This is a genomic window from Exiguobacterium sp. s63, from assembly GCF_018617335.1.
GTDB lineage: Bacteria > Bacillota > Bacilli > Exiguobacteriales > Exiguobacteriaceae > Exiguobacterium.
This window is the reverse complement of sequence record NZ_JACSKB010000002.1, coordinates 321,944-348,066: the sequence shown is the minus strand read 5'-3', so window position 1 is coordinate 348,066 and position 26,123 is coordinate 321,944. Positions and strand designations below refer to the sequence as shown.

At 47.9% G+C, this 26,123-nt stretch carries 24 protein-coding genes and 1 other annotated feature; of the genes, 3 read left to right on the top strand and 21 right to left on the bottom strand.

The window, feature by feature from the left end; all coding sequences use genetic code 11:
- Window positions 1-8 precede the first annotated feature (8 nt).
- The 3 genes from opp3C to KNO90_RS08550 all read right to left on the bottom strand — a co-directional run bounded on the left by opp3C (window position 9) and on the right by KNO90_RS08550 (window position 3,885).
- On the bottom strand, window positions 9-1,034 hold the full coding sequence (opp3C, locus tag KNO90_RS08560; RefSeq protein ID WP_483299180.1) for an oligopeptide ABC transporter permease: 1,026 nt from the start codon (window positions 1,032-1,034) through the stop codon (window positions 9-11).
- On the bottom strand, window positions 1,034-1,960 hold the full coding sequence (gene opp3b, locus KNO90_RS08555) for an oligopeptide ABC transporter permease (protein WP_214739803.1): 927 nt from the start codon (window positions 1,958-1,960) through the stop codon (window positions 1,034-1,036). Before opp3b ends, opp3C begins: the two co-directional genes overlap by 1 nt.
- A gap of 308 nt (window positions 1,961-2,268) precedes the next feature.
- Entirely contained in the window at window positions 2,269-3,885 is a 1,617-nt protein-coding gene (locus KNO90_RS08550) for a peptide ABC transporter substrate-binding protein (RefSeq protein ID WP_215113450.1), read from the bottom strand.
- A gap of 269 nt (window positions 3,886-4,154) precedes the next feature.
- On the opposite strand from KNO90_RS08550, the gene KNO90_RS08545 reads away from it, so the two are divergent.
- Both KNO90_RS08545 and trpS read left to right on the top strand, forming a co-directional pair.
- Window positions 4,155-4,523: a DUF3899 domain-containing protein gene (locus KNO90_RS08545; RefSeq protein WP_214739799.1), complete on the top strand. Its 369-nt coding sequence runs from the start codon at window positions 4,155-4,157 to the stop codon at window positions 4,521-4,523.
- Between the two features lie 42 nt (window positions 4,524-4,565).
- Window positions 4,566-4,773: a binding site (T-box leader), on the top strand.
- A 52-nt stretch (window positions 4,774-4,825) separates the two neighbouring features.
- Window positions 4,826-5,827: a tryptophan--tRNA ligase gene (trpS, locus tag KNO90_RS08540; protein ID WP_214739797.1), complete on the top strand. Its 1,002-nt coding sequence runs from the start codon at window positions 4,826-4,828 to the stop codon at window positions 5,825-5,827.
- Window positions 5,828-5,919: 92 nt separating this feature from the next.
- Here trpS and KNO90_RS08535 read toward each other — a convergent pair whose 3' ends face one another.
- From KNO90_RS08535 to KNO90_RS08465, 15 genes are all read right to left on the bottom strand, one after another.
- Window positions 5,920-7,572 carry a peptide ABC transporter substrate-binding protein gene (locus tag KNO90_RS08535; protein ID WP_214739794.1) on the bottom strand — a complete coding sequence of 551 codons (1,653 nt, stop codon included), beginning with the start codon at window positions 7,570-7,572 and terminating at the stop codon, window positions 5,920-5,922.
- Window positions 7,573-7,774: 202 nt separating this feature from the next.
- A complete protein-coding gene (locus KNO90_RS08530; protein WP_215113449.1) occupies window positions 7,775-9,307 on the bottom strand; it encodes a peptide ABC transporter substrate-binding protein in 1,533 nt (510 codons plus the stop codon).
- 66 nt (window positions 9,308-9,373) lie between these two features.
- Window positions 9,374-10,606, bottom strand: a complete 1,233-nt coding sequence (fabF, locus tag KNO90_RS08525) for a beta-ketoacyl-ACP synthase II (RefSeq protein WP_214739790.1) — start codon at window positions 10,604-10,606, stop codon at window positions 9,374-9,376.
- Complete coding sequence (locus KNO90_RS08520) at window positions 10,603-11,562, bottom strand: beta-ketoacyl-ACP synthase III (protein ID WP_214739788.1); 960 nt, start codon at window positions 11,560-11,562, stop codon at window positions 10,603-10,605. Before KNO90_RS08520 ends, fabF begins: the two co-directional genes overlap by 4 nt.
- 85 nt (window positions 11,563-11,647) lie before the next feature.
- Complete coding sequence (gene mtnN, locus KNO90_RS08515) at window positions 11,648-12,349, bottom strand: 5'-methylthioadenosine/S-adenosylhomocysteine nucleosidase (protein WP_214739786.1); 702 nt, start codon at window positions 12,347-12,349, stop codon at window positions 11,648-11,650.
- 54 nt (window positions 12,350-12,403) lie between these two features.
- The gene (greA, locus tag KNO90_RS08510; RefSeq protein ID WP_214739784.1) at window positions 12,404-12,877 is read right to left on the bottom strand and encodes a transcription elongation factor GreA; all 474 of its coding nucleotides are present in this window, start codon (window positions 12,875-12,877) and stop codon (window positions 12,404-12,406) included.
- A 67-nt stretch (window positions 12,878-12,944) separates the two neighbouring features.
- Window positions 12,945-13,580, bottom strand: coding sequence for a uridine kinase (gene udk / locus KNO90_RS08505; protein WP_214739782.1), 636 nt, complete (start codon window positions 13,578-13,580; stop codon window positions 12,945-12,947).
- A 16-nt stretch (window positions 13,581-13,596) separates the two neighbouring features.
- On the bottom strand, window positions 13,597-14,238 hold the full coding sequence (locus KNO90_RS08500; RefSeq protein WP_214742353.1) for an O-methyltransferase: 642 nt from the start codon (window positions 14,236-14,238) through the stop codon (window positions 13,597-13,599).
- A 62-nt stretch (window positions 14,239-14,300) separates the two neighbouring features.
- Window positions 14,301-15,443 carry an endolytic transglycosylase MltG gene (gene mltG, locus KNO90_RS08495; protein ID WP_214739780.1) on the bottom strand — a complete coding sequence of 381 codons (1,143 nt, stop codon included), beginning with the start codon at window positions 15,441-15,443 and terminating at the stop codon, window positions 14,301-14,303.
- A 68-nt stretch (window positions 15,444-15,511) separates the two neighbouring features.
- Window positions 15,512-15,808, bottom strand: a complete 297-nt coding sequence (locus KNO90_RS08490; RefSeq protein ID WP_214739778.1) for a DUF1292 domain-containing protein — start codon at window positions 15,806-15,808, stop codon at window positions 15,512-15,514.
- Window positions 15,809-15,821: 13 nt separating this feature from the next.
- Complete coding sequence (gene ruvX, locus KNO90_RS08485; protein WP_015881197.1) at window positions 15,822-16,244, bottom strand: Holliday junction resolvase RuvX; 423 nt, start codon at window positions 16,242-16,244, stop codon at window positions 15,822-15,824.
- Window position 16,245: 1 nt separating this feature from the next.
- Entirely contained in the window at window positions 16,246-16,512 is a 267-nt protein-coding gene (locus tag KNO90_RS08480) for an IreB family regulatory phosphoprotein (RefSeq protein WP_015881196.1), read from the bottom strand.
- Window positions 16,513-16,549: 37 nt separating this feature from the next.
- On the bottom strand, window positions 16,550-19,192 hold the full coding sequence (gene alaS / locus KNO90_RS08475; RefSeq protein ID WP_214739776.1) for an alanine--tRNA ligase: 2,643 nt from the start codon (window positions 19,190-19,192) through the stop codon (window positions 16,550-16,552).
- Window positions 19,193-19,501: 309 nt separating this feature from the next.
- Window positions 19,502-21,709 (bottom strand): SF1B family DNA helicase RecD2, encoded by a 2,208-nt coding sequence (gene recD2 / locus KNO90_RS08470; protein WP_251127410.1) that lies wholly within the window; start codon window positions 21,707-21,709, stop codon window positions 19,502-19,504.
- A gap of 70 nt (window positions 21,710-21,779) precedes the next feature.
- Window positions 21,780-22,466 (bottom strand): hypothetical protein, encoded by a 687-nt coding sequence (locus tag KNO90_RS08465; protein ID WP_214739772.1) that lies wholly within the window; start codon window positions 22,464-22,466, stop codon window positions 21,780-21,782.
- Window positions 22,467-22,581: 115 nt separating this feature from the next.
- Here KNO90_RS08465 and KNO90_RS08460 point away from each other — a divergent pair, with 115 nt between their 5' ends.
- The gene (locus KNO90_RS08460; RefSeq protein ID WP_214739770.1) at window positions 22,582-23,130 is read left to right on the top strand and encodes a VOC family protein; all 549 of its coding nucleotides are present in this window, start codon (window positions 22,582-22,584) and stop codon (window positions 23,128-23,130) included.
- 60 nt (window positions 23,131-23,190) lie between these two features.
- Here the strand turns inward: KNO90_RS08460 and KNO90_RS08455 are convergent, their stop codons facing one another.
- From KNO90_RS08455 to KNO90_RS08445, 3 genes are read right to left on the bottom strand one after another with little or no spacing between them, the layout of a single operon-like run.
- Window positions 23,191-23,850, bottom strand: a complete 660-nt coding sequence (locus KNO90_RS08455) for a tetratricopeptide repeat protein (protein ID WP_214739768.1) — start codon at window positions 23,848-23,850, stop codon at window positions 23,191-23,193.
- A gap of 10 nt (window positions 23,851-23,860) precedes the next feature.
- Complete coding sequence (mnmA, locus tag KNO90_RS08450; RefSeq protein WP_214739766.1) at window positions 23,861-24,982, bottom strand: tRNA 2-thiouridine(34) synthase MnmA; 1,122 nt, start codon at window positions 24,980-24,982, stop codon at window positions 23,861-23,863.
- A complete protein-coding gene (locus KNO90_RS08445) occupies window positions 24,983-26,119 on the bottom strand; it encodes a cysteine desulfurase family protein (RefSeq protein WP_215113447.1) in 1,137 nt (378 codons plus the stop codon).
- Between the last annotated feature and the right edge of the window lie 4 nt (window positions 26,120-26,123).

Here is a 26,123-nt window from a genome sequence, read left to right as displayed (position 1 = left end):
TGTTTATATTATTTACGCATTTTCGGATCGAACGCATCACGCAAGCCATCGGCAAGCAAGTTGAAGCTGACCATGAGCAAGACGATGATGACCGATGGGATGACAAGAAGGAACGGGAATGTCCGTAGTTCTTTGTATCCATCGTTAATCAACGTACCAAGTGATGCCTGTGGCGGTTGAAGCCCGATCCCGATAAAGCTGAGGAATGCCTCGAAGAAGATGGCAGATGGAATCGTGAACATAAGTGTGATGATGATGGCACCTAATGTGTTTGGAATCAAGTGCTTGAAAATCAAACGCATGCTTGAAGCACCGAGTGTACGTGCAGCCAAAACGAATTCTTGGTTTTTGAGTTTCAAAATCTGACCACGAACGAGTCGGCTCATCCCAATCCACCCTGTGATGGCCATCGCCAAGATGATCGTAAAGACACCTGGGTCAAAGATCAAGATGAAGAGAATGATGAGAATCAAGTTTGGTACACCCGTTAAAATCTCAACAATCCGTTGCATGATGTTATCTGTACGACCACCGAAGTAAGCCGAGATTCCACCATATGCGACCCCAATCAATGTATCGATGATCGCAGCCATTAACCCGATGAAGAGTGAAATACGTGTCCCTTCCCAAATACGTGACCAAAGATCACGACCGAGATAGTCAGTACCGAACCAGAAGTTTTCTTCTACACTTTTCTGTTCGTAAAAATCGATCTCTTTTCCACCGAGTGTTGCCATTCCGTCAAATCCAGCCCATTCGAGACCTGTGACTTTAGGCGGAAGTTTTGCTTGTGAAATATTTTGTTCGTATGCGTCACGTCCCGAGAGCATAGGTCCAAAGAGCGAGAGCAATACGAGAATTAAAATAATCGAAAGCGAGACGATCGCTGCTTTGTTTTTCTTTAAGCGCAACCATGCATCTTGCCAAAAGTTTAAGCTTTTTCCTGCAATGCGTTCGCCAAGCTGTTCATTCATTTTTACAGGTGTGAACATGTCTTGGTCAAACTGTTCGAAATTCTTTTTGTTTTCAATCATCAGTTATTCCCCCCAAGACGAATACGTGGGTCAACAACGCCGTATAGCAAGTCGACTAGTAAGATAATCAAGATGAAGACAGCCGAGAAGAAGAGTGTCGTACCCATGATCACGGTATAGTCATTCAATGTAATTGACGTGACAAACAATTCTCCGAGGCCCGGTACGGCAAAGATTTTCTCGATGACGAATGTACCTGTCAAAAGAGCGGCCGTCAACGGTCCTAAGATCGTGATTGCCGGAATCATCGCGTTACGCACCATGTGCTTCCATACGATTGCGTTTCCACTAAGTCCTTTTGCCTTGGCCAAAGTCACGTAGTCTTGTCCGGTAACCTCAAGCATCTCAGTACGTACAAAACGGGCAATCGATGCGGTTACACCGAGAGAAAGCGAGATTGTCGGTAAAATGGTATGTGCTGGTGAATCCCAGAATGCTACCGGGAGCAACTGTAATTTGACACCTACATAGTACTGTAGAAGGGCTGCAAATACGAACGATGGGACAGAAATCCCGATTACAGATACGAACATCGCACCATAGTCAACGGCTGTATTGTGACGAATCGCTGCCACAACACCCAACAATACACCTAATAGCGTTCCAAGAACTAATGCCTGGAGCCCTAATTGTGCCGATGGACCAATACGTTCCAAAATCAAATCAGTTACTGGACGGTTCGCAGTACGGAATGACACTCCAAGGTCACCTTGTAGCATGTTTCCGATGTACGTGGCATAACGGACCGGAAGCGGATCATTGAGTCCGTAACGGTCATTCAATAATTGAATTTGTGATTCTGTCAGTTTTTCCTGGTTTTGATATGGCGAACCTGGGAGCAGGTCCATCAGGAAGAACGTGAACGTGGCAATCAAGAAGAACGTGATGAGGCCGTAAGTCAGCCGTTGTAGGATATAACGTCCCATGAATAAAAACCCCCTGTTTTTTGTCTAATTCTTTCTACTACTTGCACCAACAGCTTTACTATGACATATGACCTATTTTTCAAATTCACAAAATGAAAGGAATTTTCTGAAAGATAAAGATATACGTCATCTCAAGGCTCTTAGTACAGCGGCTGAAAACAAAGAATATTCTTTTCAAAGATTATTCTGAATTTTCACTGTTACTACATTATACTTTACCAACAAAACATTTGAACAGTACTTTCTCTTACTTCTAGAGAATTTTTTAGAAAATTGGGGACATGCAGTTCGCATGCCCCCTCATTCCATTACTTGATATCAACGTATTTGTACTGGTAATCAGCACCGAACAATTGACGGTTAAAGTTTTCGATGTTTGGACGGATCAAGTACGCCACACCAGCCTGGTAGATTGGCATGATTGCTTGATCTTGTTCAATCAAGAGAGATTCTGCTTCTTTGAACTTGTCGTAACGTGCATCTACGTTCGTTTCAGCAGATGCTTCGTCAATCAACTTGTCATAAGCATCTGATTTGTAGTTAATATCGTTTTGACCATTGTTTGACGTGAAGATCCCGAGGTTTGTAAGCGGATCTTGGTAGTCAGGTCCCCAAAGTGCGAATGACATTTGGTAGTCACCTTTTGCTTCGCGATCAAGTTTGTTGTTGAAAGGTTGTTGAGCGATTTCGACCGTTACGTTCGGCAAGTTCGACTCAATTTGTCCTTTCATGTACTCAGAGATTTGTTTCGATACTTCACTATCAAATGAGAGAAGTTCGATTGTTGTCGCTTTACCACCTGTTGCTTTTTCCCAAAGTGAAGAAGCTTCAGCAGCATCAGTTTTGAAATATTCAGCGCCTTCAGTGTAATCCGTTCCGTCTTCATACTTGATGAATTCTTTCGGGATGAATGAAGTCGTTGCTACAGAACCGTTGTTCAAGAGTTGGTCGATGATCCCTGATGGGTCAACCGCACGAGCGATTGCTTTACGAGCATCAACATTTTTGAAGATTTCATCTTCGTGGTTGAACTTGAAGTATCCGATTGCAGAACGAAGTCCTGTGTTATAGTCCTCGTCTTCTTGGAAGGCTGCAACTTGTTCTGACGCGAGACCTGCGTAATCTACGTCTCCTGCTTCGTACAAGTTAACGACTGTCGATGTTTCTTTTACAACTTTCACATCAACTGAATCGAGGGCAACATTTTCAGCATCCCAATAAGATTCGTTCTTTGTTAAGACATAACCTTGTTCACGATCCCATTTAGTCCATGTGAACGGACCGTTGTAGAGAAGATTTTCAGGACCTGTCGTGAAGTCTTCCCCTTTTTCCGTAGCGAATGCTTCATTGATCGGTGTGAATGTACCGAATGAAGTAAGTGAAAGGAATGATGGGTCTGGACGCTCAAGCGTTACTTCAAGTGTCTTTTCATCAACCGCTTTTACACCAAGCTCTTCTTTCGGTGTATCACCTGTGTTGATGGCTTCAGCGTTTTTAATTGTGTTCATGATGTATGCATACTGTGATCCCGTCGCAGGATCGACTGCACGTTGCCAAGCGTAAACGAAGTCGTTCGCTGTTACTGGTTCACCGTTCGACCATTCAGCATCACGAAGTGTGAACGTATAAACCGTTTCATCTTCGTTTACTTCTGGTTCGCCTTCAGCGAGAGCCGGTACGGCATTCCCATCTTTATCAAGACGGTAAAGACCTTCCATTGTGTTGGCGATCAAGTTGAATGCGACCGCATCTGTAGCGAGTGCCGGATCGGCTGTTGTGATGTCTGACGTATCTGTCAAGCGAAGAACTTTTTCTCCGTTTGAAGAACCGCCGCCATCAGAGTCTCCGCCTGTCGAACAAGCCGCGAGAATTGAACCGAGTGCCAAGATGATTGTCATCATGAGCAAAATCGATTTTTTCTTCATTGCGATTTCCCCTTTCGTATTGAAAAGCTAGCCGATCGTCGAATGAACATCTTACTTTTTCTTTAATTTTCTGAATATTTCATAAAGTATTCGACGAAAGAACGTTAGGGCTATTGTAAGAAATTTTTAATCAAATTGTCAACTGCTGAATAAAACGCTATCATTCATCCACATTTCTTACTCGCTTTCTCCCCTAGCTTCCTAGTATCATAGAAGAAACACGGGATGGTAAACCATTCCTTCTCAAAGTTCGAAAGGAGATTACACCGTTGAAAAAGTTTCGAAATATATTAATTGTTTGGGGGATTGTTACCCTTCTTTATACCGTTTGGTCGATTTTTTCGTATTACCGAAGCGAGACCGTCCTGTTTCATTTAAGCGGCGGCTTATTTGTTTCAGGTATCCTGACCTTTGCGATTGGAATGTTTTCGCATATGAGTGCGACGGGTTTATTTGATGGAATCATGTATGGATTTAAGCGAAGTCGACGAGCGCGTTTAAAAGAAATCGATGCAGATTACGAAGAAGACGAAGAGGAAGATCCGGAAGATCGTCAACACCGAAAGAAAGAGGCATGGAATTGGGTGTATGTCGGAACTGGGAGTGTCATTCTTTCCTTTCTCGTCGCATTGATTTAATCTTTTCGTGATTCAAAACCTATGCTAAACTAGATTCAGAATAAGAACACAATGAAGAAGACAAGTAGTTCGATATCCCTTTTCCCCAGAGAGTCTACGGTGCTGCGAGTAGATGATAAGGTCTTGAACGAATGGACTTCGGAGTGGCTCGCTTGAACAGTAGTATGGCGAGACGGTTCACGCCCGTTATAGCGTTCAAGTGGCATAGTTTATGCAAATTTGGGTGGCACCGCGGTTATTCGTCCCGATTTTTTTCGGGAGGACGACTGCGGTTTTTTTATATTTTTCGGAGGTGTATACACATGGCAACGATTTTTTCTGGTATCAAACCGACCGGCGTCGTGACGCTCGGTAACTATCTTGGCGCGATGAAACAATTCGTCGACTTGCAAGACGACAACAATGCCTATTACTGTATCGTCGATTTACATTCAATTACCGTTCAACTCGATCGAGTTGAGCTCATGAACAACACACGAAAATTAGCGGCACTCTATCTTGCTTCTGGCCTCGATCCTAAAAAAGCAACAATCTTCGTTCAATCTGAAGTAAAAGCGCACGCTCAACTCGGCTGGATGTTGACTTGTATCGCTGGAATGGGCGAACTCGGCCGCATGACGCAATATAAGGACAAGTCTCAAGGGAGTGAGAACGTTGGCGCAGGGCTGTTCGTTTACCCGACGCTCATGGCCTCCGATATTTTGTTATACAATACAGAACTCGTTCCAGTCGGGGACGACCAAAAGCAACATATCGAGTTGACTCGTGATTTGGCGGAACGTTTCAATAAACGATATTATGAGACATTCACGATGCCAGAGCCACTCATTCAAAAAGAAGGCGCACGGATCATGTCGCTCACCAATCCAGTGAAAAAGATGTCGAAATCGGATTCGAACGCCAAAGGATATATCTCGATGCTCGATGAGCCGGATGTCATCCGTAAGAAAATCAAGAGTGCCGTCACGGACTCGAGCGGCATCATCACGTTCGATCGTGATAACAAACCAGGCATCTCGAACTTATTGGAAATTTACTCTCTCTCTACCGGGACATCGATTGACGACCTCGTCAAACAGTATGAGAACTCAAACTACGGAATGTTCAAACAAGATGTCGCAGAAGCGGTCGTTGCGTTGCTCGAACCGATTCAAACTCGCTATCACGAATTGATCGATTCACCAGAACTAGATGAAATCCTCGATGCTGGCCGTGAAAAGGCAGAGGCCGTGGCGAATAAAAATCTCGCCAAAATTGAAAAAGCGATGGGACTCAGTCGCAAGCGTGCCAAAGTGAAAAAGTAATGTTTTCAAGAGAACTCTCCACGTGAGAGTTCTTTTTTCACACAAAAAAGAGAGACAGGCGTCCCTGTCTCTCTTTTTGAAAACTAAATGGATTATTGTTTGCCTTCGATGTAAGCCCACTTGTAAGAGTAGTCCGCACCGAATGCGTGCTCAACGATTCCTTTAACATATGGCTTCGTGAGGCGAGCTGAACCACGTTGGTAAACTGGTGAGATCGCGTTCTCATCAAGAACGATTTTCTCTGCATCTTGCATTTGCTTCCAACGCTCAGCTGGGTCTGTGCTTGCTTTCGCATCAGCAATGAGTTTATCGAACTCTTCGTTCGACCATTTACCACGGTTGTATGGTCCGTCTGTGACGAAGAGGTCAACGAATGTCATTGGATCTTGATAGTCAGGACCCCAACCAGCGAACGTAAACTCGAAGTCCCCTTTGTTTTCAAGGTCAAGTTTGTTGTTGAACGGTTGTTGCTTGATTGAAACGCTCATACCTGGAAGGTTCTTCTCAAGTTCACCTTTGATGAACTCACCGATTTGCTTCGCAGACTCTGAGTCGTAGTTGAGAAGTTCAAGTTCAACTTTGTCTGTTCCGAGCTCTTTGAGCCCTTCTTCCCAAAGTTTTTGTGCTTCTTCTACGTTGTAGCCACCGATGTCGCCATTGCCTTCACGGAAGTCTTTTCCGTCTGGACCTGTAGCGAAATCTTTTGGTACGAAGAAGTTTGCAGGGATTGAACCGTTCGCAAGAAGTGTTTCTGCGATCGCTGTTTTGTCATAAGCGCGGTCAATCGCGTTACGGATTTTTTGGTTGTCGAGTTCTTTCACTTTCGTGTTGAACTGGAGGTAGAAGATTGTTGGTTCAACTACAGTTGAGAAGTCTTCGTTGTCTTGGTATTGAGCAACGAGTTCAGAAGTCAAGCCTGTACGGTCCACGTCACCGTTTTCATACAAGTTAACACCTGTTGATACTTCTTTAACGACTTTGACGTTGATTTCGTCAAGTTTGACTGCATCCGCATCCCAATAGTCGTCGTTCTTAACCATCTTCCAGCCTTGCTCGCGCTCCCAGCTTTCGAGTTTGAACGGTCCGTTGTAGAGAGTTGTCTCTGCAGATGTACCGAAGTTCTCGCCTTGCTCTGTATCGAATGATTCAAGTTTAGGCATGAAGACACCAAAGCTTGTCAATCCGAGGAAGTAGTCAGCAGGTGCTGTCAATTTAACTTCAAGAGTCTGATCGTCGATTGCTTTAACGCCTACAGCATCGCGCTCGCCTTCGCCAGTGTTGTACGCTTCTGCGCCTTCAATGACTGACATAACGTATGCATATTGTGAAGCGTTGTCTGGGTTGAGTACTTCTTTCCAAGCGTATTCGAAGTCGTTCGCTGTGACAGGCTCCCCGTTTGACCAAGTCGCACCTTCACGGATTTTGAACGTGTATGTTTTCCCGTCTTCAGAAACTTCGTGAGACTCAGCGACACCAGGAGTTGGCTCGTCGTTCTCATCCATACGGTAAAGACCTTCGTTTACGTTGTTCAAAACGTTGAACGAAACGGCATCCGTTGCGAGTGTTGGGTTAAGTGAAGGAATATCTGAGCTGTCGAGCAAGTTGAGGACTTGCTCTTCATCTGCATTACCTTGATTCGAGTCTGTTGATGCGTTTTCGTCGTCCCCTGTCGAACATGCAGCTAGGAATGCACTTGATAGAAGTGTAACCGAAGTTGCTAAAGCAAAACCTTTTTTCTTATTCATTGCGATGACCCCCTGATTTTTTCGTTTTAACGAAGTGAATGATGGTAGAAAATTCAGTCATTTCTTCTGACAGTATTTGTTACCAAAATCCCGTTGATGCAATAATACAATATTCTGATAATTTTGCAAAGTGTTTATTTTGATTTTTCTAAAAAATTTTATCTATAGTCTAAAAGCCCACCTACAGCGGTGGGCTTTTAGCTCAATTTTCGTATTTTTTTAAAAAGGTTAGGACGTACGAAGGACCAATGACCGGATAACCGATTTCGTCATAGCTTTTTTCAATCAAATAGGATCGGCCTGCTTGATAGATTGGCATAACAACCGCCTCTTCTAACAGCTGTGCTTCCGCTTTTCGCAAGATTTCATTTCGCTCTTCTAACCGATCCGTTGCACGAGCCTGATTCATCAATTTGTCATATGATTCACTCGCATATCGACTTGAATTCAGCACATCGTTTGTTTCAAATTGAGTTAAATAGGCGGACAACATCGGATAATCGGGTTGCCAACCTGATAAAGAGAAAACATAGTCTCCTGAGACTTCTTTCCTAACTTTTTCTCCGAGAGGTAGTTCGAGGACCTTGACGGTCAAACCATCCAACTGTTCCAAATTCTTCTTTAAATTTGTGGAGATTTGACGCGCTTCATCATCAACAAAGCTAAGAAGTTCGATTTCGATTTCGTCTTTCTTCAGACGTTTCTTCACTGATTCAAACAATTGGTCAGCGTCCCCTTCTAATTGTGCAACCGTATCTTTTTGATCGATGACGAGTAACCGTTCGGTTGGTTGTTCTGCTCGGGCAAGGGAATCTTCGATTGCTGATCGTTCAAGCGTCAACGCGAGTGCTTGACGAAACGCCATGTCATTAAACGGTGCTTTTTCAACATTCGGTTTTAAATAAAAGACGCCACTTCGCGGACTGTCTTTTACTAACATGACTTCTTCATCAACAGATGAGACATCAAAATCATATGGGACGGGTTGCATCCCTTTTGGCTCCGTCAAGTTCGGTTCATTCTTGATCGTAATCGTTTCAAGCGTAACCTTCTCAGCTTCACGATACGTTTCGTTTTTATGTAACGAGACTTTCGTATCACCGATTGTTCCCATTTTAAATGGACCGTTTGTTTCTAATTCTTCCCATGGCTTCACCGAAGACTGCGGTAAAAATGCTGGCATTGCTAGAACCTGTTCGAATCCTTCCATCGGTCGAATCAGTGTCAATTCAAGCGTTTGATCATCAATTGCTTTGACACCTAACGATTCCGGTTCCTCTTGACCGAGTCCAATTTCTTTTGCGGCTTTGACATCGGCGAGCAAGAAGCTGAACGGAGAATTGGTTTCATCATCGACAAGTTTACGGAAATGGTCAACAAACGTTTGGGCAGTAATCGCATTCCCTTTCGTCGTTACACTCTCTTTTAACGTAAACGTGTAAACCGTCCCGTCTTCGGAACGTTCAAGTTTCTCGACAAGCGCCGGTTCAATCGAACCGTTTTTACTGAATCGATAAAGTCCTTCATATAGATGGGACAACACAGTTTGTGAAGCTGGATCGATTGCCAACATGACATCCGGTTGTGTCGGAAGTGTCTCCCCGTAGATGGTGATGGTTTGTTCTTCTGGTGGTAATAGTTTGCGCGACTGCTCTCGTTGTTCGTTCCAAATAAATAAAAAAAGGATAAGGACTGAACCTAACAAGGCGGCCACGATGAATGATTTCTTTTTCATTCGTTGCGCTCCTTTCTGTTAGACCAACCCTTATACCCTAACCTTTTTTGAATGATTTTTCTACCGTCAGTTCGTCACTTTCGCAAATGCAAGCGTCGCATTGTGGCCCCCGAAGCCGAGTGAGTTACTGAGTGCATACTGAATGTCAAGTTCCCGATTTCCTTCACGAACATAATCTAAATCACAATCTTCCGCTGGTGACTCACAGTTGATTGTCGGATGAATCTTTCCTTCATGAATCGAAAGTGCCGTGATGACAGCTTCAACTCCCCCGGCTCCTCCGAGAAGGTGACCGATCATCGATTTCGATGAGTTGACGGCAAGCTTGTCGGCATGTTCCCCGAACACACGACGAATCGCTTTCGTCTCGAGCATATCATTGAGTGGTGTGCTCGTTCCATGTGCGTTGATATATTGAACATCTTCCGGCGTGATTCCGGCATCCCGAATCGCTTCATGCATCGCTTTTGAACCGCCTTCCGCTTCTGGTGACGGTGCCGTGATATGGTAAGCATCCGAACTCATCCCATACCCAACCACTTCAGCGTACATTTTCGCACCGCGTGCTTTCGCATGTTCATACTCCTCTAAGACGAGTACCCCGGCTCCTTCACCCATGACAAACCCGTCACGGTTTTCATCGAACGGACGGCACGCCGTGTTCGGGTCCGGATTGGTCGAAAGGGCTTTGTTTGAGCAGAATCCCGCGAATGAAAGTGGTGTGATTGGTGCTTCCGCTCCACCGGCGAACATCGCGATGGCATCGCCTCGTTGAATGACTCGGAATGCTTCTCCGATGGAGTTCGTCCCTGACGCACAAGCTGTCACAGAACAGTTGCTCGGTCCTTTTGCTCCGAGATAAATAGAAACTTGTCCACTTGCCATGTTCGGAATCATCATGGGAATAAAGAACGGACTGACGCGACGTGGCCCACGTTCATGGAGAACAACGGATTGTTTGTCGATTGTCTCGACCCCACCAATCCCGCTCCCAATCCATGTTCCGACTTTGTCGGCGATTGCTTTTACATCAAGACCACTATCTTTGTGCGCAGCATCTGCGGCAAGAAGTGAGTATTGAATGAACGAGTCCATCTTGCGTGCTTCCTTAGGCTCGACCAAATGTTCGATACTCCACTCCTTCACTTCCGCCCCGACTTTGGCCGGGTATTGGCTGATGTCAATTTTCGTCAACGTATCGATGGCGTTATCCCCTTTTAACAGGCGATCCCACATTGTTGAAACATCGTTCCCTAATGGCGATACGACTCCTAATCCTGTCACTACTACTCGTTTCATAAATGATTCCCCTCCGTAATGGTTGCGTGATTCCATGTCAGACAGCTAGCCCCCCAAGTGAGCCCGGCACCAAACCCTGCGATGACGACCGTTTGTCCATCTTGGATTTTGCCAGACTTGACCGCTTCGGCCAAAGCCAGTGGAATGGATGCTGCTGATGTATTCGCATGGTCTTGAATGGTCATGACCACTTTCTCTTCTTCTAAGTGTAAACGTTCCATTGCGGCATCGATGATTCGACGGTTCGCCTGGTGTGGAACGAGGACGTCAAGGTCTTCCAACGTCTTATCGGCTTTGTCTAACGCCTCAAGCACGATTTCCGGCATTTTTCGAACCGCGAACTTGAAAACTTCGCGCCCGTTCATGACAATTTTACCTTCATCATTTTCATACAAATGTTTTCCACCCGTTCCGTCACTTCCGAGTACGAACGAGTCAAGCGATGCGATGTCATCTTCCCCAAGTACGACAGCTCCTGCCCCGTCTCCGAAGAGGACGGCCGTCGACCGGTCCTCCCAATCAATCAGGCTGCCCATCTTCTCAGCTCCAATGACAAGCGTCTTCTTGAACCCTTTTGAATCCATTAAACTCTTGGCAGTGTCCATCGCGAAGATAAACCCGCTACATGCAGCGCTCACATCAAAGGCGACAGCGGCTTTCGCACCCAGATTCGCTTGAACCACACATGCGGTTGCCGGGAAGGCCGGCGCCGTAGCTGTTGCACAGACAATCGCTTCAATCTCATCGATTGTGACGCCCGCGCTCAGTAAAGCCCGTTCTGCGGCACGTGTCGCCATATCTGCGACGGTTACATCACCTTCAGCCAAATGACGTGCCTCGATGCCCGTACGTGTACGAATCCATTCATCGCTCGTATCCATTCGTTTTTCTAAATCGATATTTGTCACCCGATTGTCCGGTAAGAACGATCCGATGCCGATGATTCCAATATTCATATCGTCGACCCCTATTCTTAGTATCTGGTACTAATATAAGGGAATAAAAAGAGGATGTCAATGCATCCTCCTCGGTATGACTTGGTCAAGATTGTTCTAAACGCTTTGTGACGGCCATGACCATCTTCGCAGAATTAATCGAGGCCGTCTCTAAGAACTCATCAAACGATAAGTTCGCTTCTTCATCCGCACTGTCTGAAATCGAACGGGTGACAACGAATGGGACGCCAAATTGATAGCACGTTTGGGCGATCGGTGCAGCCTCCATTTCAACTGCAGCGACACCATCAAAATGCCCAAGAATTTCGGACACGCGTCTCGAATCGTTAATGAATGAATCACCTGTCACAATCAATCCTTGGTGAACGTTCACATCCGGTAGATTTTCAATCACGTCTTTACAGACACTGATTAGTTTTGCATCCGCCTCATAGGCAGGTGGCATGCCTGGTACTTGACCATATTCATATCCGAACGCCGTCACATCGACGTCGTGGTGGCGAACTTCTGTCGAGACGACGACGTCCCCGACTTTCATTCCTTTTTTGAACCCACCTGCAGAACCGGTATTGATGACTACATCCGGCTTAAATTTATCGATCAACAATGTCGTCCCGATGGCGGCATTGACTTTGCCGATGCCTGACTTCAAGATGACGACTTGCATGTTGCCCAGGTACCCTTCATAAAAGTGATAGTTAGCGATCTCTGTGTCTACCCGTTCTGTCAACTCGTTCCGAAGCAAGTTCACTTCTTCTTCCATCGCACCGATAATTCCAACCTTCATTCCGATTCCTCCTCAGAAAGAGAGCGACTTCCAAAAAGGAAATCGCTCTTCGCATTATTTGATTTCTTTGATTTCGACAATCATGTCGCCGCCCGGTGTTTGTACCGTGACGACATCTCCGATCGTACGTCCAAGAAGCGCCTTCGCGATTGGTGATTCGTTCGAAATTTTCCCTGTGAACGGATCGGCCTCTGCGCCACCGACGATTGTGTACGTTTCATCTTCATTGTCCTCTTGAATGAAGAATGTGACCGTTTTCCCGATTGAGACAATCGAGTTGTCGCCTGCATCATCTTGGATGATGACCGCATTGCGGAGCATTTCTTCTAATTGAGCGATTCGTCCTTCGACCATCGCTTGTTCTTCTTTCGCCGCGTCATATTCTGCGTTTTCTGACAAGTCACCGAAATCACGAGCAATCTTAATATTTTCCACGACTTCTTTACGGCGTACCGTCTTCAGTTCGTTTAATTCATTCTCGATTTTCGCTTTTCCGTCTAACGTCATATAGTGTTGTTTTTCAGCCATTTCTGTCACTCCTTCATTGTCTCCTAGTATATTACAGCTAGGGTTGAATTGAAAACGATTTATTTCCTCACGCGCGATTGCGCTCAGTGAGCACCCAACGGATTTTTGTCACAAGTAGGTCAATGGCAACAAAGTTCTCTCCGCCTTCAGGAACGATGATGTCTGCATAACGCTTCGTCGGTTCGCAGAACTGCAAATGCATCGGGCGGACGACATTCGTGTACTGCGCCACGACCGAGTCGATTGAACGTCCACGTTCATTGATATCACGCTGCATGCGTCGTAAAATTCGAACGTCAGCATCGGTATCCACGAACACTTTAATATCCATCAATTCACGCAAACGGGCATCTTCGAGTGCCAAAATCCCCTCTACGATGACGACATCGACCGGTTCGATCAAAATCGTCTCATCTGACCGTGTATGGGCGGCATAATCATATACCGGCTTTTCGACAGCTTGATGCTGTTGTAATTGTTGGATATGTTCAATTAGCAAATCGTTATCAAAGGCGAAGGGGTGGTCGTAATTCGTTTTGTACCGTTCCTCCATCGTCATCTCTGATTGATCTTTATAATACGCGTCTTGTTCGATCATGACGACCGATTGACCTTGAAACGCATCAACGAGCGCGCGGGCCACGGTCGTTTTTCCTGATCCGGTACCCCCGGCCACGCCAATAATGACGGGTTTATGTTGCATCAAAGTTAAGTCCTCCTCATCGTAATTTACGACTGATTGCTAGGCCATCACCAAGGGGCAAAATTGCAGTATGATAATCGGTCCGTGCCATCAATTGCTCAGTAAACTGTTTTACGAGACGAACGAGCCTGCGTCGGCGTCGGTCAAGTACTGACACATCCTCAAGCAAGACGTCCCCTCGTAAAAACAAATTATCGCTGTAAATCGTACCACCAATTGGTACTAAAGCGCCATACCCATCAAAAAATTTTTGATATTGTCCTTTTGCCGCATCAATAAATACGGCATCGAACTCACCTTCAATCGTTCCAATCAGCTCGACGGCATCGCCATGGATAAGCGTAATCCGATCGTGTACATCCGATCGACCGATGAACCCAGTCGCCTCTTCGAATCGTCGCGCATTTCGTTCAATCGTGACGATTTCCGCCTCTGGTAACAACTCCGCCATGCGAATGGCACTATAACCGATAGCCGTCCCCACTTCAAGGATACGGGCCGGCCGTTGCATCGCCAATAAGGAGAGCAACACTTCCGATCCGGTCAAATCCATGATTGGAACATGATGAACACGTGCGAACGCCTCCATCTCCATCAACAGCGGGGAGCGGTCATTGATCAATTGTTCTACATATCCTTCATAGGATGCATGGTCCACTCGTTCCACCTCTTAATTCTCTTCATTCAAACGACCGGAAGCATCCGCTTCCGGTCGTCCCATCAATTACTGTTTGCTTCTTCAAACGCTTCCCATTCGGAACGGTATTTATTGACGTTTTGTTGGTGAGCCTCATAATCGACTTCGAACAAGACTTCCCCATTCGGGAACCCTTCACGTGGAGGGCGTGCGTAGAAGTAGATGTTCTCTGTATCATTTGGGTTCAACACAGCCTCGAACGCGTCACGGCTAACAGCCGCGATTGGCCCGATTGGAATACCTTCATAACGATACGTATTGTATAGCGAGTCGTTCTCAAGGTCAGCAAATGAAGTGAAAATCGATGACTCCCCAGTACCGTACCAAACGGTCGGGTCAGATTGTAATTTCATCCCGTCGTTCAAGCGATTCTCGAATACACCTGCAATTTCTTTTCGGTCTTCCGTCGACACGGCCTCTTTCTCGACAACAGATGCGAGCGAGAGTGTTTCATGGAACGTGCGTCCGGAATCGGCTAGACGATCTTTGTATTCTTGGTACATACTTTCTGTCGGTTTCAACATCTCATCGATAATCTCGTTGAGTGTGACCCCTTTATTAAACTCATAGGTGGCTGGGAACAGGTATCCTTCAAGCGGATGATAAATCCCGTCCTGCAATACTTCATCCGTCAACATCTCATGCTCATTCACGAGAGACTGAATGTATTCACGGTCGCTCAACTGCTCAGAAATCTCTTCTTTCGGGATTTCGGCAACCTTAGCGAGTCGCGTGATCACCTGATCGATTGTGAATCCTTCCGGAATGACGAGCTTGATATCTGGGACCACTATGACTTTACCTGTTTGCAACGTTTCAATCAATTCATCGATTGATTGTGACGGAGACAACGTATACGTCCCCGCCTGGAACGATGATTCGTTCTTAAAGCGTGTGTAGAAACGGAAAATCGTGCTATTCCTTACAAGCCCGTTCTCTTCAAGTAATTCACCAATATATCCCGAACCGGCACCGAGCGGGATTTCGACCTCGACCGTTTCAGTTGAAGTGGGGTCAATCGGTTCGACAGAGCGCTTCACAAAGACGTAAGCGAGCGCCGACCCTGTGGCGATGACGAGAAGGAAGATGGCAAGGATGACAACCGTAATGCGACGGACGATCCGGTTGCGGGCACGTTTCTCATCTGACATAGATGGATGATTCATGCATTTCTCCCCTGTTCTTTTTATAAAGAGAGGCGACGAGGGATGTTCCCTAGCCGCCCGTCCCCTATTTAGTCTAGACCGACTTCGTCATTGACGATATCGAATGCTTCCATCACTTCGTCAAAGTCTTCATCGTCTTCGACGAGCTTCAAGATGAATTCGCCATCTTCAAGTTCTTCAATTTCAAATGCATACACTTCAATTGTATCTTCATCTTCTGTTTCTGGAGCGCCGACCGGCTCGAGGACAACGAATGTCTTCTTCGTACGGTCACTTGTCATACGGAAAATTTCTGCAAATAAATGTTCGTCTCCATTTTCGTCTGGAATACGGTACATTTCTTCTTCACGACGGATTTCTGCCATGAGAGATTCCTCCTTATTTCCCGGAACGATCCAGGTAGTTTTGTAAAATCATCACGGCCGCCATTTTGTCGATGACCGCTTTTCTCTTTTTGCGGCTGACATCTGCTGAAATGAGCATCCGTTCCGCTTGCATCGTCGTCAATCGTTCATCCACCAACACGCACGGTAACCCTGTCTGTTCCGTAAAGGCCTCGGCAAACGCCTCGGACGCCTCACCACGCGGACCGACCGTCCCATTCATGTTTTTCGGGTGACCGACGACAACTTCTTTCACATCGTACTGCTCGATGAACGGACGAAGGAGACGGACAGCTTCGTCAAAGTCGGGTTCAGTCCAGTAGACCGTCTCCACACCTTGTGCTGTCCATCCCATCAGGTCACTTACCGCGACACCAATCGTCTTCGAACCGACATCGAGTCCCATGACTCGCTTCATATTAATCCTCTCTACGATCGTTCAAATACGATTTGACCAACTCTTCGAGAAGTTCATCCCGCTCAATTTTGCGAATCAAGTTTCGCGCATCATTATGACGTGGGATGTAGGCGGGGTCACCTGACAATAAGTATCCCACGATTTGATTGATCGGTTGATAACCTTTTTCCTCGAGTGCTTGATATACCGTAATCAGCGTCTCACGTGTGTTGGCACGTTGATCATCTTCTGGAAAATTGAATTGCATCGTGCGATCCATTTGGCTCACAAGAATCCACCTCTTTCCGTTTGCACTTCACAGTCTATTATGCCAGTGATTCGACGTAATGTGAAGCAAACTTCAATGCTTCGTCCAGTTTTGTTGCGTCACGGCCACCTGCTTGTGCCATGTCTGGACGACCGCCACCGCCACCACCGCAGCGTGTCGCGACTTCTTTAATGAGTTTTCCGGCATGGAAGCCACGGTCGTTCAAGTCTTTCGTCACACCTGCGACGAGGTTGACCTTCTCCCCATTTGCCGAACCGAGGATAATCACGGCAGAACCGAGTTTCCCTTTCAAATCATCGACCATGCTACGGAGGGCATCCATGTCTTGTCCATCGACGCGTTTTGCAATCAATTGAACGCCAGCGATTGTTTCGATTGAATCCGTCAATGAAGAGGCTTCGATATTAGCAAGCTTCGCTTTGAGCGACTCTGAAGCACGTTCGACTTCTTTGATTTCAGCTTGAAGTGCTTGCACGCGTGCAGGAACTTCAAGTGGTTTCGTCTTCAACAACTTTGCTGTCGCTTCAAGCGTTTCGATTTGCTGGTTCATCACTTCATATGCGCCAGCTCCCGTGACCGCTTCAATTCGACGCGTCCCAGCGCCAATCCCTGATTCAGACAAGATTTTAAAGAGTCCGATTTCAGCCGTGTTGGAGACGTGAATCCCACCACAAAGCTCAACTGAGTAATCCCCTGCTGATACGACACGAACGACATCCCCATACTTCTCACCAAAGAGTGCCATCGCTCCTTTTGCTTTCGCATCCGCAATGTTCATCTCTTCGATGTCGACACCGATCGAGGCCCAAATCTTCTCATTCACTTGACGCTCAATGGATTGAAGCTCTTCAGGTGTCACTTGACCAAAGTGAGAGAAGTCAAAACGAAGACGGTCTGGCGTCACGAGTGACCCGGCCTGGTTGACGTGCTCACCAAGCGTATCTTTCAGTGCGCGGTGCAAGAGGTGCGTCGCCGTGTGGTTCTTGACGATGGCTTGACGCGATGCTTGGTCGACAGTAGCCGTAACGGCTACTTCCGCTTTCGCCACACCTGACTCGACTGTGACCGTGTGCAAGTTCTGTCCGTTCGGTGCTTTCGACACATCTTTCACGCGAAGAAGGAAGTCTTCTCCGACGATTTGTCCTTTATCACCGATTTGACCGCCGCTCTCTGCGTAGAAAGGCGTCTGATCAAGAATCACTTGTGCTTCTTCTCCAGCAGCGACGACGTCAGCAAGTTCGCCGTTGTGAATCAAGCTGATGATTTTTGCGTTCGTTTCAAGGTTGTTGTATCCGAGGAATGTCGATGGCATCGTGATGTCCGCGAGTACACCTGACTGAATCTGCATCGATTCCACGTCAGCACGCGCTTGACGTGCACGTTCACGTTGTTCATTCATCGCTTCTTTGAAGCCGTCCTCGTCGACCGTCATCTGATGGTCTTCTGCGTATTCGATTGTCAATTCGAGTGGGAAACCGTACGTGTCATAGAGACGGAATGCATCTTGACCGCTGATGATGTTTGACCCAGCTGCTTTTTGTGCTTTCGCCACTTCGTTCAAAATCGCGAGTCCGTCGTTCAACGTCTCATGGAAACGCTCTTCCTCGTTCTTGATGACTTTCTTGATGAAGTCTTTCTTCTCGTTCACTTGTGGGTAGAAGTCGACCATGATGTCACCAACGACGTCGACGAGCTCATACATGAACGGACGTTCGATGCCGAGCATCTTCGCATAACGGACAGCACGACGGAGAAGACGACGGAGGACATAGCCACGTCCTTCGTTCGACGGGAGTGCCCCGTCACCGATTGCGAACGATACGGTACGGATGTGGTCCGCGATGACTTTGAAGGCAACGTCTTTGCTGCTGTCTTGACGGTATACGTCGCCACTGATTTTTTCAGTTTCACGAATGATCGGCATGAAGAGGTCGGTATCGAAGTTTGTCGGTACGTCTTGAAGGACGCTCGCCATCCGTTCGAGTCCCATCCCTGTATCAATGTTTTTACGTGGAAGTTCTGTATAGTTCCCGTGCCCGTCATGGTTATATTGGCTGAACACGATGTTCCAGATTTCAAGGTAACGCTCGTTCTCCCCACCCGGATAAAGTTCAGGGTCTGTCGGGTCGTCCCCGAATGCTGGACCACGGTCAAAGAAGATTTCCGTGTTTGGACCAGATGGACCTTCACCGATTTCCCAGAAGTTATCTTCTAGCGGGATGATGCGGTCAGCTGGCATGCCGAGGTTCAACCAAATTTGTTTTGATTCTTCATCGTCCGGGTGAATCGTGACGGAGAGACGGTCCGGGTCGAGTCCGTACCATTCGTCGCTCGTCAACAGTTCCCAGCCCCATGTGATCGCTTCTTCACGGAAGTATTCACCGACGGAGAAGTTCCCGAGCATTTCGAAGAACGTATGGTGACGTGCTGTCTTCCCGACATTCTCGATATCGTTCGTCCGAATCGATTTTTGTGCGTTGACGATCCGCGGATTCGCAGGGATGACACGTCCATCAAAGTATTTTTTCAATGTCGCGACCCCAGAGTTGATCCACAACAAAGTCGGATCTTCAACCGGTACGAGTGAAGCACTCGGCTCCACGCTGTGCCCTTTTGATTTGAAGAAATCTAAGTACATTTGGCGAATCTGTGCGCCAGTCAATGATTTGAGCGGTTTCATGAACAATTCCTCCTTATTTCTGAACGAAACGAAAAAAAGCGATGCCTGCCCCTGTGGAAAGGGACGAAAGCATCGCTTCGTGGTACCACCCTCGTTCGCACGGTAAACACCGTGCCTCGAACATCCGTTAACGTGGATGAGGCGCCCAGGTTGAGTGGGGACTCCAGAATAGCTTCGGTCGGCCGACCTCCATCTTCTCGCAGCCTAGGAAGATGTCTCTGTAGAGGTGGTGACGACGTACTCATTTCCTTCATCGTCTGTATCGTTTCAGTTGTCTATTCGTCATTATCACACGCGTTCGGAAAGACGTCAAGACTTCCCGCCTAACCGTTCTACCAATTTCGTCCGTCGTACGGGTTCCTCTTCACGTGTCGCCGCCTCGAGTGCCCGTACGTCCCCGAACAACAGTAAACTTTTCTTCGCCCGGGTCACGGCTGTATAAATCAAGTTACGCGACGACCGGAAGCCACCGTTAAAGAAGACCGGCATGAGCACGATCGGAAACTCGGATCCTTGTGACTTATGGATTGTAATGGCGTATGCGTGGGTGAACTGGTCCCAATCACTACGGTTGTACTCGACCTCTGTCTGGTCGAATCGGATATAAATCTTGTCGACTTTATCGACGTTTTCCTTCGCGTAGAAGATGTTCGTGATTTCCCCGATGTCCCCGTTATAGACGTTCTCCTCGGCGTTGTTGACGAGCTGAAGCACTTTATCGCCATTTCGGTAAATGCGTGTCCCATGCTTCACTTCACGGGCACTCGATTTTGGATTGAATACGTTTTGGAGTGCTTCATTCAGTCCGTCAATTCCACACACCCCTCGATATGTCGGTGCGAGCACTTGGATATCAAATGGTGAATACCCTTTCCGAAGGGCCGCTCCCGCCATCTGACAAATCGCTTGAAGCGCCGTCTCTTGGTTCGCCGTATAGAAACGTCGGTCCGGTAGCGCCGCCAACAAATCGTCTGGCATTTTCTTCGCGTTCAAGGAATGGGCGAGACGAAGGATGCTCGACTCCGACGCCTGACGGTGGACGACGTCAAGGCGGACGACCGGAATCCCTTCCGTCGCCATCAAATCGGCAAGTACTTGCCCCGGTCCGACAGACGGGAGCTGATCGCGGTCTCCAACGAACAAAATCTTCATGCCGTTTGGTACTGCTTTGAGCAAACTTCGGAACAAGAAGATGTCAATCATCGACGCCTCATCGACGATGAGCACTTTCCCGACAAGCGGATTCGTCTCATCGACTTGGAACGAACTTCCGTCGAACTTCAACAGACGGTGGATTGTCGAGGCCGGTAACCCTGTCGACTCACTGAGGCGTTTCGCTGCTCGCCCCGTTGGTGCGGCCAAGACGAACGGGAACGGCTGGTTCGGAACGGGGTCTAATTTCCAATCAAAGACGTCACTGAGTGCATGAATGATGCCTCGGACGACCGTCGTCTTCCCGGTACCCGGCCCTCCAGTCAGAACCATGAGTGGTGATTTGAGCGCGAGTTCGATGGCTTCTCGTTGTTGAGTCGCATATTCAATCGAGAACATCTCCTCGACACGTCCAATCGCGTCAAAGATGGTCGTCATGTCCACGTCTTCAGTCGTCGACGTCGCCATGATGCGTGCCAATTCCTCTGCCGCCTTCCGCTCAGCATGGAACACACGAGGGTGATAGACGACCCCGTCATCGATGACGACCCGTTCTTCTTTGGCGAGCGACTCTAATGCCGTGACGAGCGCATCACCCGGATCGGCCCCGATGATTCGAGGCATCTCCGCTTCAAGTTGCTCCGCCGTCACATAAAGATGACCGTTCCCTTGTTCAAGTTCTAATACGTAAAGCACCGCTGCCGCAATGCGTTCGGGATGAATGCCTTGAATTCCGAAGTGCGCCGCAATCGCATCCGCCGTCTTGAAGCCGATTCCCTGTACATCGTACATGAGCGCATACGGATTTTTCTCAATCGTCTCCATCGCCCGTCCTTCGTACTCTTTATGGATTTTTGAGGCAAGACGTGGTGTCACGTCGAACGGAGCGAGAAATAAAAGCAACTGATCGACCCCGTATAAGACGTTCAGGCGCTCGGTGATGACACGCGCCTGCTTTTCTTTCAATCCGTCGACTTCGGACAGGATGCTCGGATGTCTCACGATTTGATCGATACAATCGTCGCCGAGTGAATCCGCAATCTTCTGTGCCGTCTTTTGACCGATTCCAGGGAAAGACCCGTTCGTCAAAAAGCGGACGGCAGCTCGTTTCGTCATCGGGACGACACGGCGAATCCAATCCGCCTTCATCTGTTTCCCGAATCGAGGATGATCAACGAGACGACCGTGCGCCTTATACGTCTCGCCTTTCTCGATGCCAACCCCGACGCCTGCGATGACCATCTCGGTCTCGTCCGTCTCAAAATTCTTTTCTTTTATACGTACGAGCGCAATCGTATGCGCCTCTTCTTCTGATTGAAACAGGACTCGAATGACTTTTCCAGTCAACTCATAAGGTGCTGCCATCATATCCGACACCTCCAGCTATTTTTCCACCATCCATTATAGCCCGAGATGAATCGATTGAACAAATACCCTAGTCGAACAGACTCAAGATTTGCTCGATTCGGTCGAGATCGACGACTTCCAAAATACGAATGAGTTGTTCAAGGTCTACTCGGTCCAAGATGCGTTCGACTTGTTCTAGGTCCACTTCTTCCATTAAACGCTGAATCCTATCCAAGTCCCCAGACGCCTGATATGCCTCGAGTTTTGTGAAAAGCTCGGTCTTTTCAATGCGAATCGAGTCCTCAAGCATCCCCCTCGCCCCAAACAAGACGAGTCCGATGACCATTAGTTGAATCAACCAGTTCGTCACGACTTTCCAAAATGGGACGGTCTGATGGATGAATGGGATGAGCGGGATGAACGTCAATTGTAAAAGTAACATCCCGACTTGGACGTATACGTTCGGAATAAGGAATCCGAGTACTGCAAGAATCAATGGAACGACCCACCCCACACCGACATGTTCAGACGTATCCTGCCAAGACTTCTGTTCACTGTACACATAATGAACAATCCATCCGACAATGAGGAGCGCCACAAACAAAAGGAGTAATAACGTTAAGAGTCCTCGTGGTTCAACGACCACTTGATATAAAATCGTGTTCGTCCATTTCCCGTTCGCTAATCGTTCATTTACCGATTCAAATAATTGATTCAACCACACAAATTCGACAATAAAAAATAGGATCACACTGACCATGCTGAATTTTCGCAAGCCACTCGACCTCCTTCTATAGGTTGTCATTCCCCCCCTTTAACACAGCTAGTCGCGTTTTTGATTTAATGAAACGGGGAACTGTTCGAATGACACATTGAAGGAGGAATCATCTATGGGCAATCGAATTCCAGTCAGCGGATTATGCGAACTCGTGTTAGAAGTGACAGACATGAACGAAGCCGTAGCCTTTTGGCATGGAAAATTAGGTCTTCCTGTCGTCGAACAATGGGTCGGAGACGATGCCGAACCGAGCGAGTCACAAGAACAGGCGAACGAACCGTGGGCAACGTGGCTCTATATTGGAGGTAATACACGACTAGGGCTTTGGTTAAAACGGAACTTCACAGAAGAAGAGGATGCGAACCGGAAACAAGACGTGACGGAATGGGACACGCTCTACGATGAAGGTGGCGTCCATGTTCACTGCGCATTTTTCGTTCCGATGGAGTCGTTTGAACAGGCACTCGAAATTCTAGATGAAACGGATGTCCCTGTAAAACTTCGGACGTGGGACGAGGATGAGACGAAGAACGGAAAAGAACGCTCGGCGTACTTTAAAGACCCGAGTCGTAACATCATCGAACTGTATACGAAAAATATGGACGAGGCATACGGCGAGTTTGCCGGAGAACCCGTTAAAATCACGACGAAACAACTTTGATTTCGATCCCTAAAAAAGTGCCATCGCTCTATTGCGATGGCACTTTCGTCTTCATACGTTTCAGTTTCCAAGCAGTGCATCCATCTTCGCGATGGCGTCACGTGCGAGTTCATGGTCTGGTTGCATCTCAAGGACGCGTTGTAGCTCGGAATACGTCCGTTCCTGGTCACCCAAGAAAGCATACGCGATTGCCAAGTTGTAACGAGCATCCGTATGACTCGCATCGAGGTCGAGTGTCTCTTCTAACGCGACGACCGCCTCTTCGAGCTGTTCACTTTGTGCGAGGGCAAGTCCGTATTGGAACGTGATTTCCACGTCTTCCGGCGATTGCTTCTTCGCTTCACGTAGGCGTGGCATCGCGCGGACGAAGTCACCCATCGCCTTGTACGTCAAACCGAGCATGAAATGAAGATCGGCATCGTCCATCCCTGAAAGAAGCGCTTGGCGAAGCGACGCCTCTGCTGACTCCAATTGCTCAAGTTCATAGGCAAGGGCACCTTTCGCATAGTGCGCGGCACCGAACGATCCATCGAGTTCAATCGCTTTGTCATAGAAGATGACGGCACGATCGTAATCGTTGATCGCCTGAAGCAACGTCCCCATGTTGACGAAACCAGTCGGGTCCGTCGGGTTCGCTTCAATCGCCTCGTTGAAATGTTTGGCTGCCTGTTCGAATTCACCTTGCTGCATCGCTTGGATGCCTTGTTCGTTTGCGTTCATATCAATCACCTCATCCGATATAGTCGAGTCGTTTTCCGTTTCGGTACGCTTCGTCAATCGTTGCCCCACCGAGACAGACGTCGCCGTCATAGAAGACGACCGCTTGTCCTGGCGTGATGGCACGTTGTGGCTCATCGAACTTGACGAGGACTTCGCCATTTTCGAGCGGAGCGACCGTGACCGGGACATCTTGTTGACGATAACGGAACTTCGCCGTTGCCCGGAACTCTCCTGCAGGAGCAGCTCCCGTCCATGAAAGTTTCGAAGCGAGGAGCGCATCTGAATAGAGCGCATCGTGATGGAAGCCTTGTCCAACGAACAAGACATTGTTCTCGACATCTTTCCCGACGACGAACCAAGGGTCCCCGTCGCCACCGATGCCGAGACCATGACGTTGTCCGAGCGTGTAATACATCAACCCGTCATGACGTCCTTTGACGACACCGTCGAGCGTCCGCATTTCACCAGGTTGTGACGGAAGGTATTCCGACAGGAACTCTTTAAAGTTCCGCTCACCGATAAAGCAGATTCCCGTCGAATCTTTTTTCTTCGCTGTCGCGAGTCCTGCTTCTTCAGCAATGACACGTACATCTTTCTTGTCCATATGACCGATCGGGAACATCGTCCGCGCGAGTTGATCTTGCGACAACTGATTCAAGAAATACGTTTGGTCTTTGTTGTCGTCTTTCCCGCGCAACAAGCGGTGTTCGCCATCGACGTATTCCACTTGTGCATAGTGTCCGGTTGCGACAAAGTCGGCACCGAGTCGAAGCGCATGGTCAAGGAACGCCTTGAATTTAATTTCTTTGTTACACATGACGTCCGGGTTCGGTGTACGACCGAGACGATATTCTGCCAAGAAATATTCAAAGACACGGTCCCAATATTCTTTTTCAAAGTTGACCGCGTAATACGGAATCCCGATTTGGTTCGCGACGGCGATGACGTCTTCATAGTCCTCTGTCGCCGTACACACACCGTTCTCGTCCGTGTCGTCCCAGTTTTTCATAAAAATCCCGATGACGTTATACCCTTGCTCTTTTAACACATGGGCCGTCACCGATGAATCGACGCCACCTGACATGCCGACGACGACCGTCGTCTCTTCAGGGGCTTTCGTGCGTAAATTCATCTATCTCACTCCGTTCATAAATGTCGAGACGACTTCTTGAAGTCGCTCCGCGAGCCGTTTCGCGTCCTCGACCGAGTTGCCGTGGCCAAAACTGATTCGAACAGACTGACGTGTCCGCTCAGAATCCCCGTACATCGCCGACAATACGTGGGACGGTTCGACCGACCCTGCCGTGCAGGCACTTCCGCTTGAAATCGCCATGCCCCGCATATCCATCATGATGAGGAAGGGTTCAAGGTCAATTCCAGGAAGGTATAAGTTCACGATGTGAGGTAAACGATTTGATCCATTCACCTCATAAGTGACGCCTAGTTCGTCAAGGCGTTGACGCAGTGCGAGATCGAGCGACTCATAGAGAGCCACTCGGTCTTCACGCTCTGTCATGACGAGTTCAGCTGCTTTTTGGAATCCGACGGCACCCGGAACATTTTCCGTGCCGGCTCGACGTTTACGTTCTTGTTGTCCACCAAAAGAACGTGACGCTAATTTTACACCTGTTTTCATGAAAAGAAAACCGATACCTTTTGGTCCATTCACTTTATGTGCGGACGCCGACAATAAATCGACATGAATCGCCTTCACATCAATTTCTTCTGTACCGAGCGCTTGTACCGCATCGGTATGGAAGAGAGCCTGATGGTCTTGTAACAACTCCCCGATTTCTTGAATCGGCTGGCGTGTCCCGACCTCATTGTTTCCGTACATAATCGATACGAGAATCGTGTCATCTCGTAACGCGGCCCGGAACGCTTCTATATCGACCGCTCCTGAGGCATCGACATCAAGATATGTGACGTCGAAACCTTCACGCTCGAGCTGTTCCATTGCATGAAGGACGGCATGGTGCTCGACTTTTGTCGTGATGATGTGTGTGCCCTTTTCTTTGTGGGCATATGCCGCACCGAATAAGGCATAGTTATCCGACTCCGTCCCACCTGATGTGAAGACGATTTCGTTCGGTGAAGCACCAATCCATTTGGCAAGGACGCGACGAGACGAATCGAGTGCCGCCCGAGCGTTACGCCCGATTCCGTGGATGCTCGATGCGTTCCCGTATGTTTCTAAAAAGTACGGTGTCATCGCTTCGAGGACTTCCGGTCGCATCGGCGTCGTCGCAGCGTGATCAAAATAGTTCATCTAA

Bases quoted from the DNA above. Each gene is read 5' to 3' on its own strand.
- alaS (WP_214739776.1), bottom strand. From the start codon at position 19,192: ATGAAACCGCTCAAATCATTGACTGGCGCACAGATTCGCCAAATGTAC.
- greA (WP_214739784.1), bottom strand. From the start codon at position 12,877: ATGGCTGAAAAACAACACTATATGACGTTAGACGGAAAAGCGAAAATC.
- opp3C (WP_483299180.1), bottom strand. From the start codon at position 1,034: ATGATTGAAAACAAAAAGAATTTCGAACAGTTTGACCAAGACATGTTC.
- fabF (WP_214739790.1), bottom strand. From the start codon at position 10,606: ATGAAACGAGTAGTAGTGACAGGATTAGGAGTCGTATCGCCATTAGGG.
- opp3b (WP_214739803.1), bottom strand. From the start codon at position 1,960: ATGGGACGTTATATCCTACAACGGCTGACTTACGGCCTCATCACGTTC.
- mltG (WP_214739780.1), bottom strand. From the start codon at position 15,443: ATGAATCATCCATCTATGTCAGATGAGAAACGTGCCCGCAACCGGATC.
- KNO90_RS08455 (WP_214739768.1), bottom strand. From the start codon at position 23,850: ATGAACGCAAACGAACAAGGCATCCAAGCGATGCAGCAAGGTGAATTC.
- KNO90_RS08520 (WP_214739788.1), bottom strand. From the start codon at position 11,562: ATGAATATTGGAATCATCGGCATCGGATCGTTCTTACCGGACAATCGG.
- recD2 (WP_251127410.1), bottom strand. From the start codon at position 21,709: ATGGCAGCACCTTATGAGTTGACTGGAAAAGTCATTCGAGTCCTGTTT.
- KNO90_RS08530 (WP_215113449.1), bottom strand. From the start codon at position 9,307: ATGAAAAAGAAATCATTCATCGTGGCCGCCTTGTTAGGTTCAGTCCTT.
- KNO90_RS08460 (WP_214739770.1), top strand. From the start codon at position 22,582: ATGGGCAATCGAATTCCAGTCAGCGGATTATGCGAACTCGTGTTAGAA.
- trpS (WP_214739797.1), top strand. From the start codon at position 4,826: ATGGCAACGATTTTTTCTGGTATCAAACCGACCGGCGTCGTGACGCTC.
- KNO90_RS08535 (WP_214739794.1), bottom strand. From the start codon at position 7,572: ATGAATAAGAAAAAAGGTTTTGCTTTAGCAACTTCGGTTACACTTCTA.
- KNO90_RS08550 (WP_215113450.1), bottom strand. From the start codon at position 3,885: ATGAAGAAAAAATCGATTTTGCTCATGATGACAATCATCTTGGCACTC.
- KNO90_RS08445 (WP_215113447.1), bottom strand. From the start codon at position 26,119: ATGAACTATTTTGATCACGCTGCGACGACGCCGATGCGACCGGAAGTC.
- mtnN (WP_214739786.1), bottom strand. From the start codon at position 12,349: ATGAAGGTTGGAATTATCGGTGCGATGGAAGAAGAAGTGAACTTGCTT.
- mnmA (WP_214739766.1), bottom strand. From the start codon at position 24,982: ATGAATTTACGCACGAAAGCCCCTGAAGAGACGACGGTCGTCGTCGGC.
- ruvX (WP_015881197.1), bottom strand. From the start codon at position 16,244: ATGAAGCGAGTCATGGGACTCGATGTCGGTTCGAAGACGATTGGTGTC.
- KNO90_RS08490 (WP_214739778.1), bottom strand. From the start codon at position 15,808: ATGGCAGAAATCCGTCGTGAAGAAGAAATGTACCGTATTCCAGACGAA.
- udk (WP_214739782.1), bottom strand. From the start codon at position 13,580: ATGCAACATAAACCCGTCATTATTGGCGTGGCCGGGGGTACCGGATCA.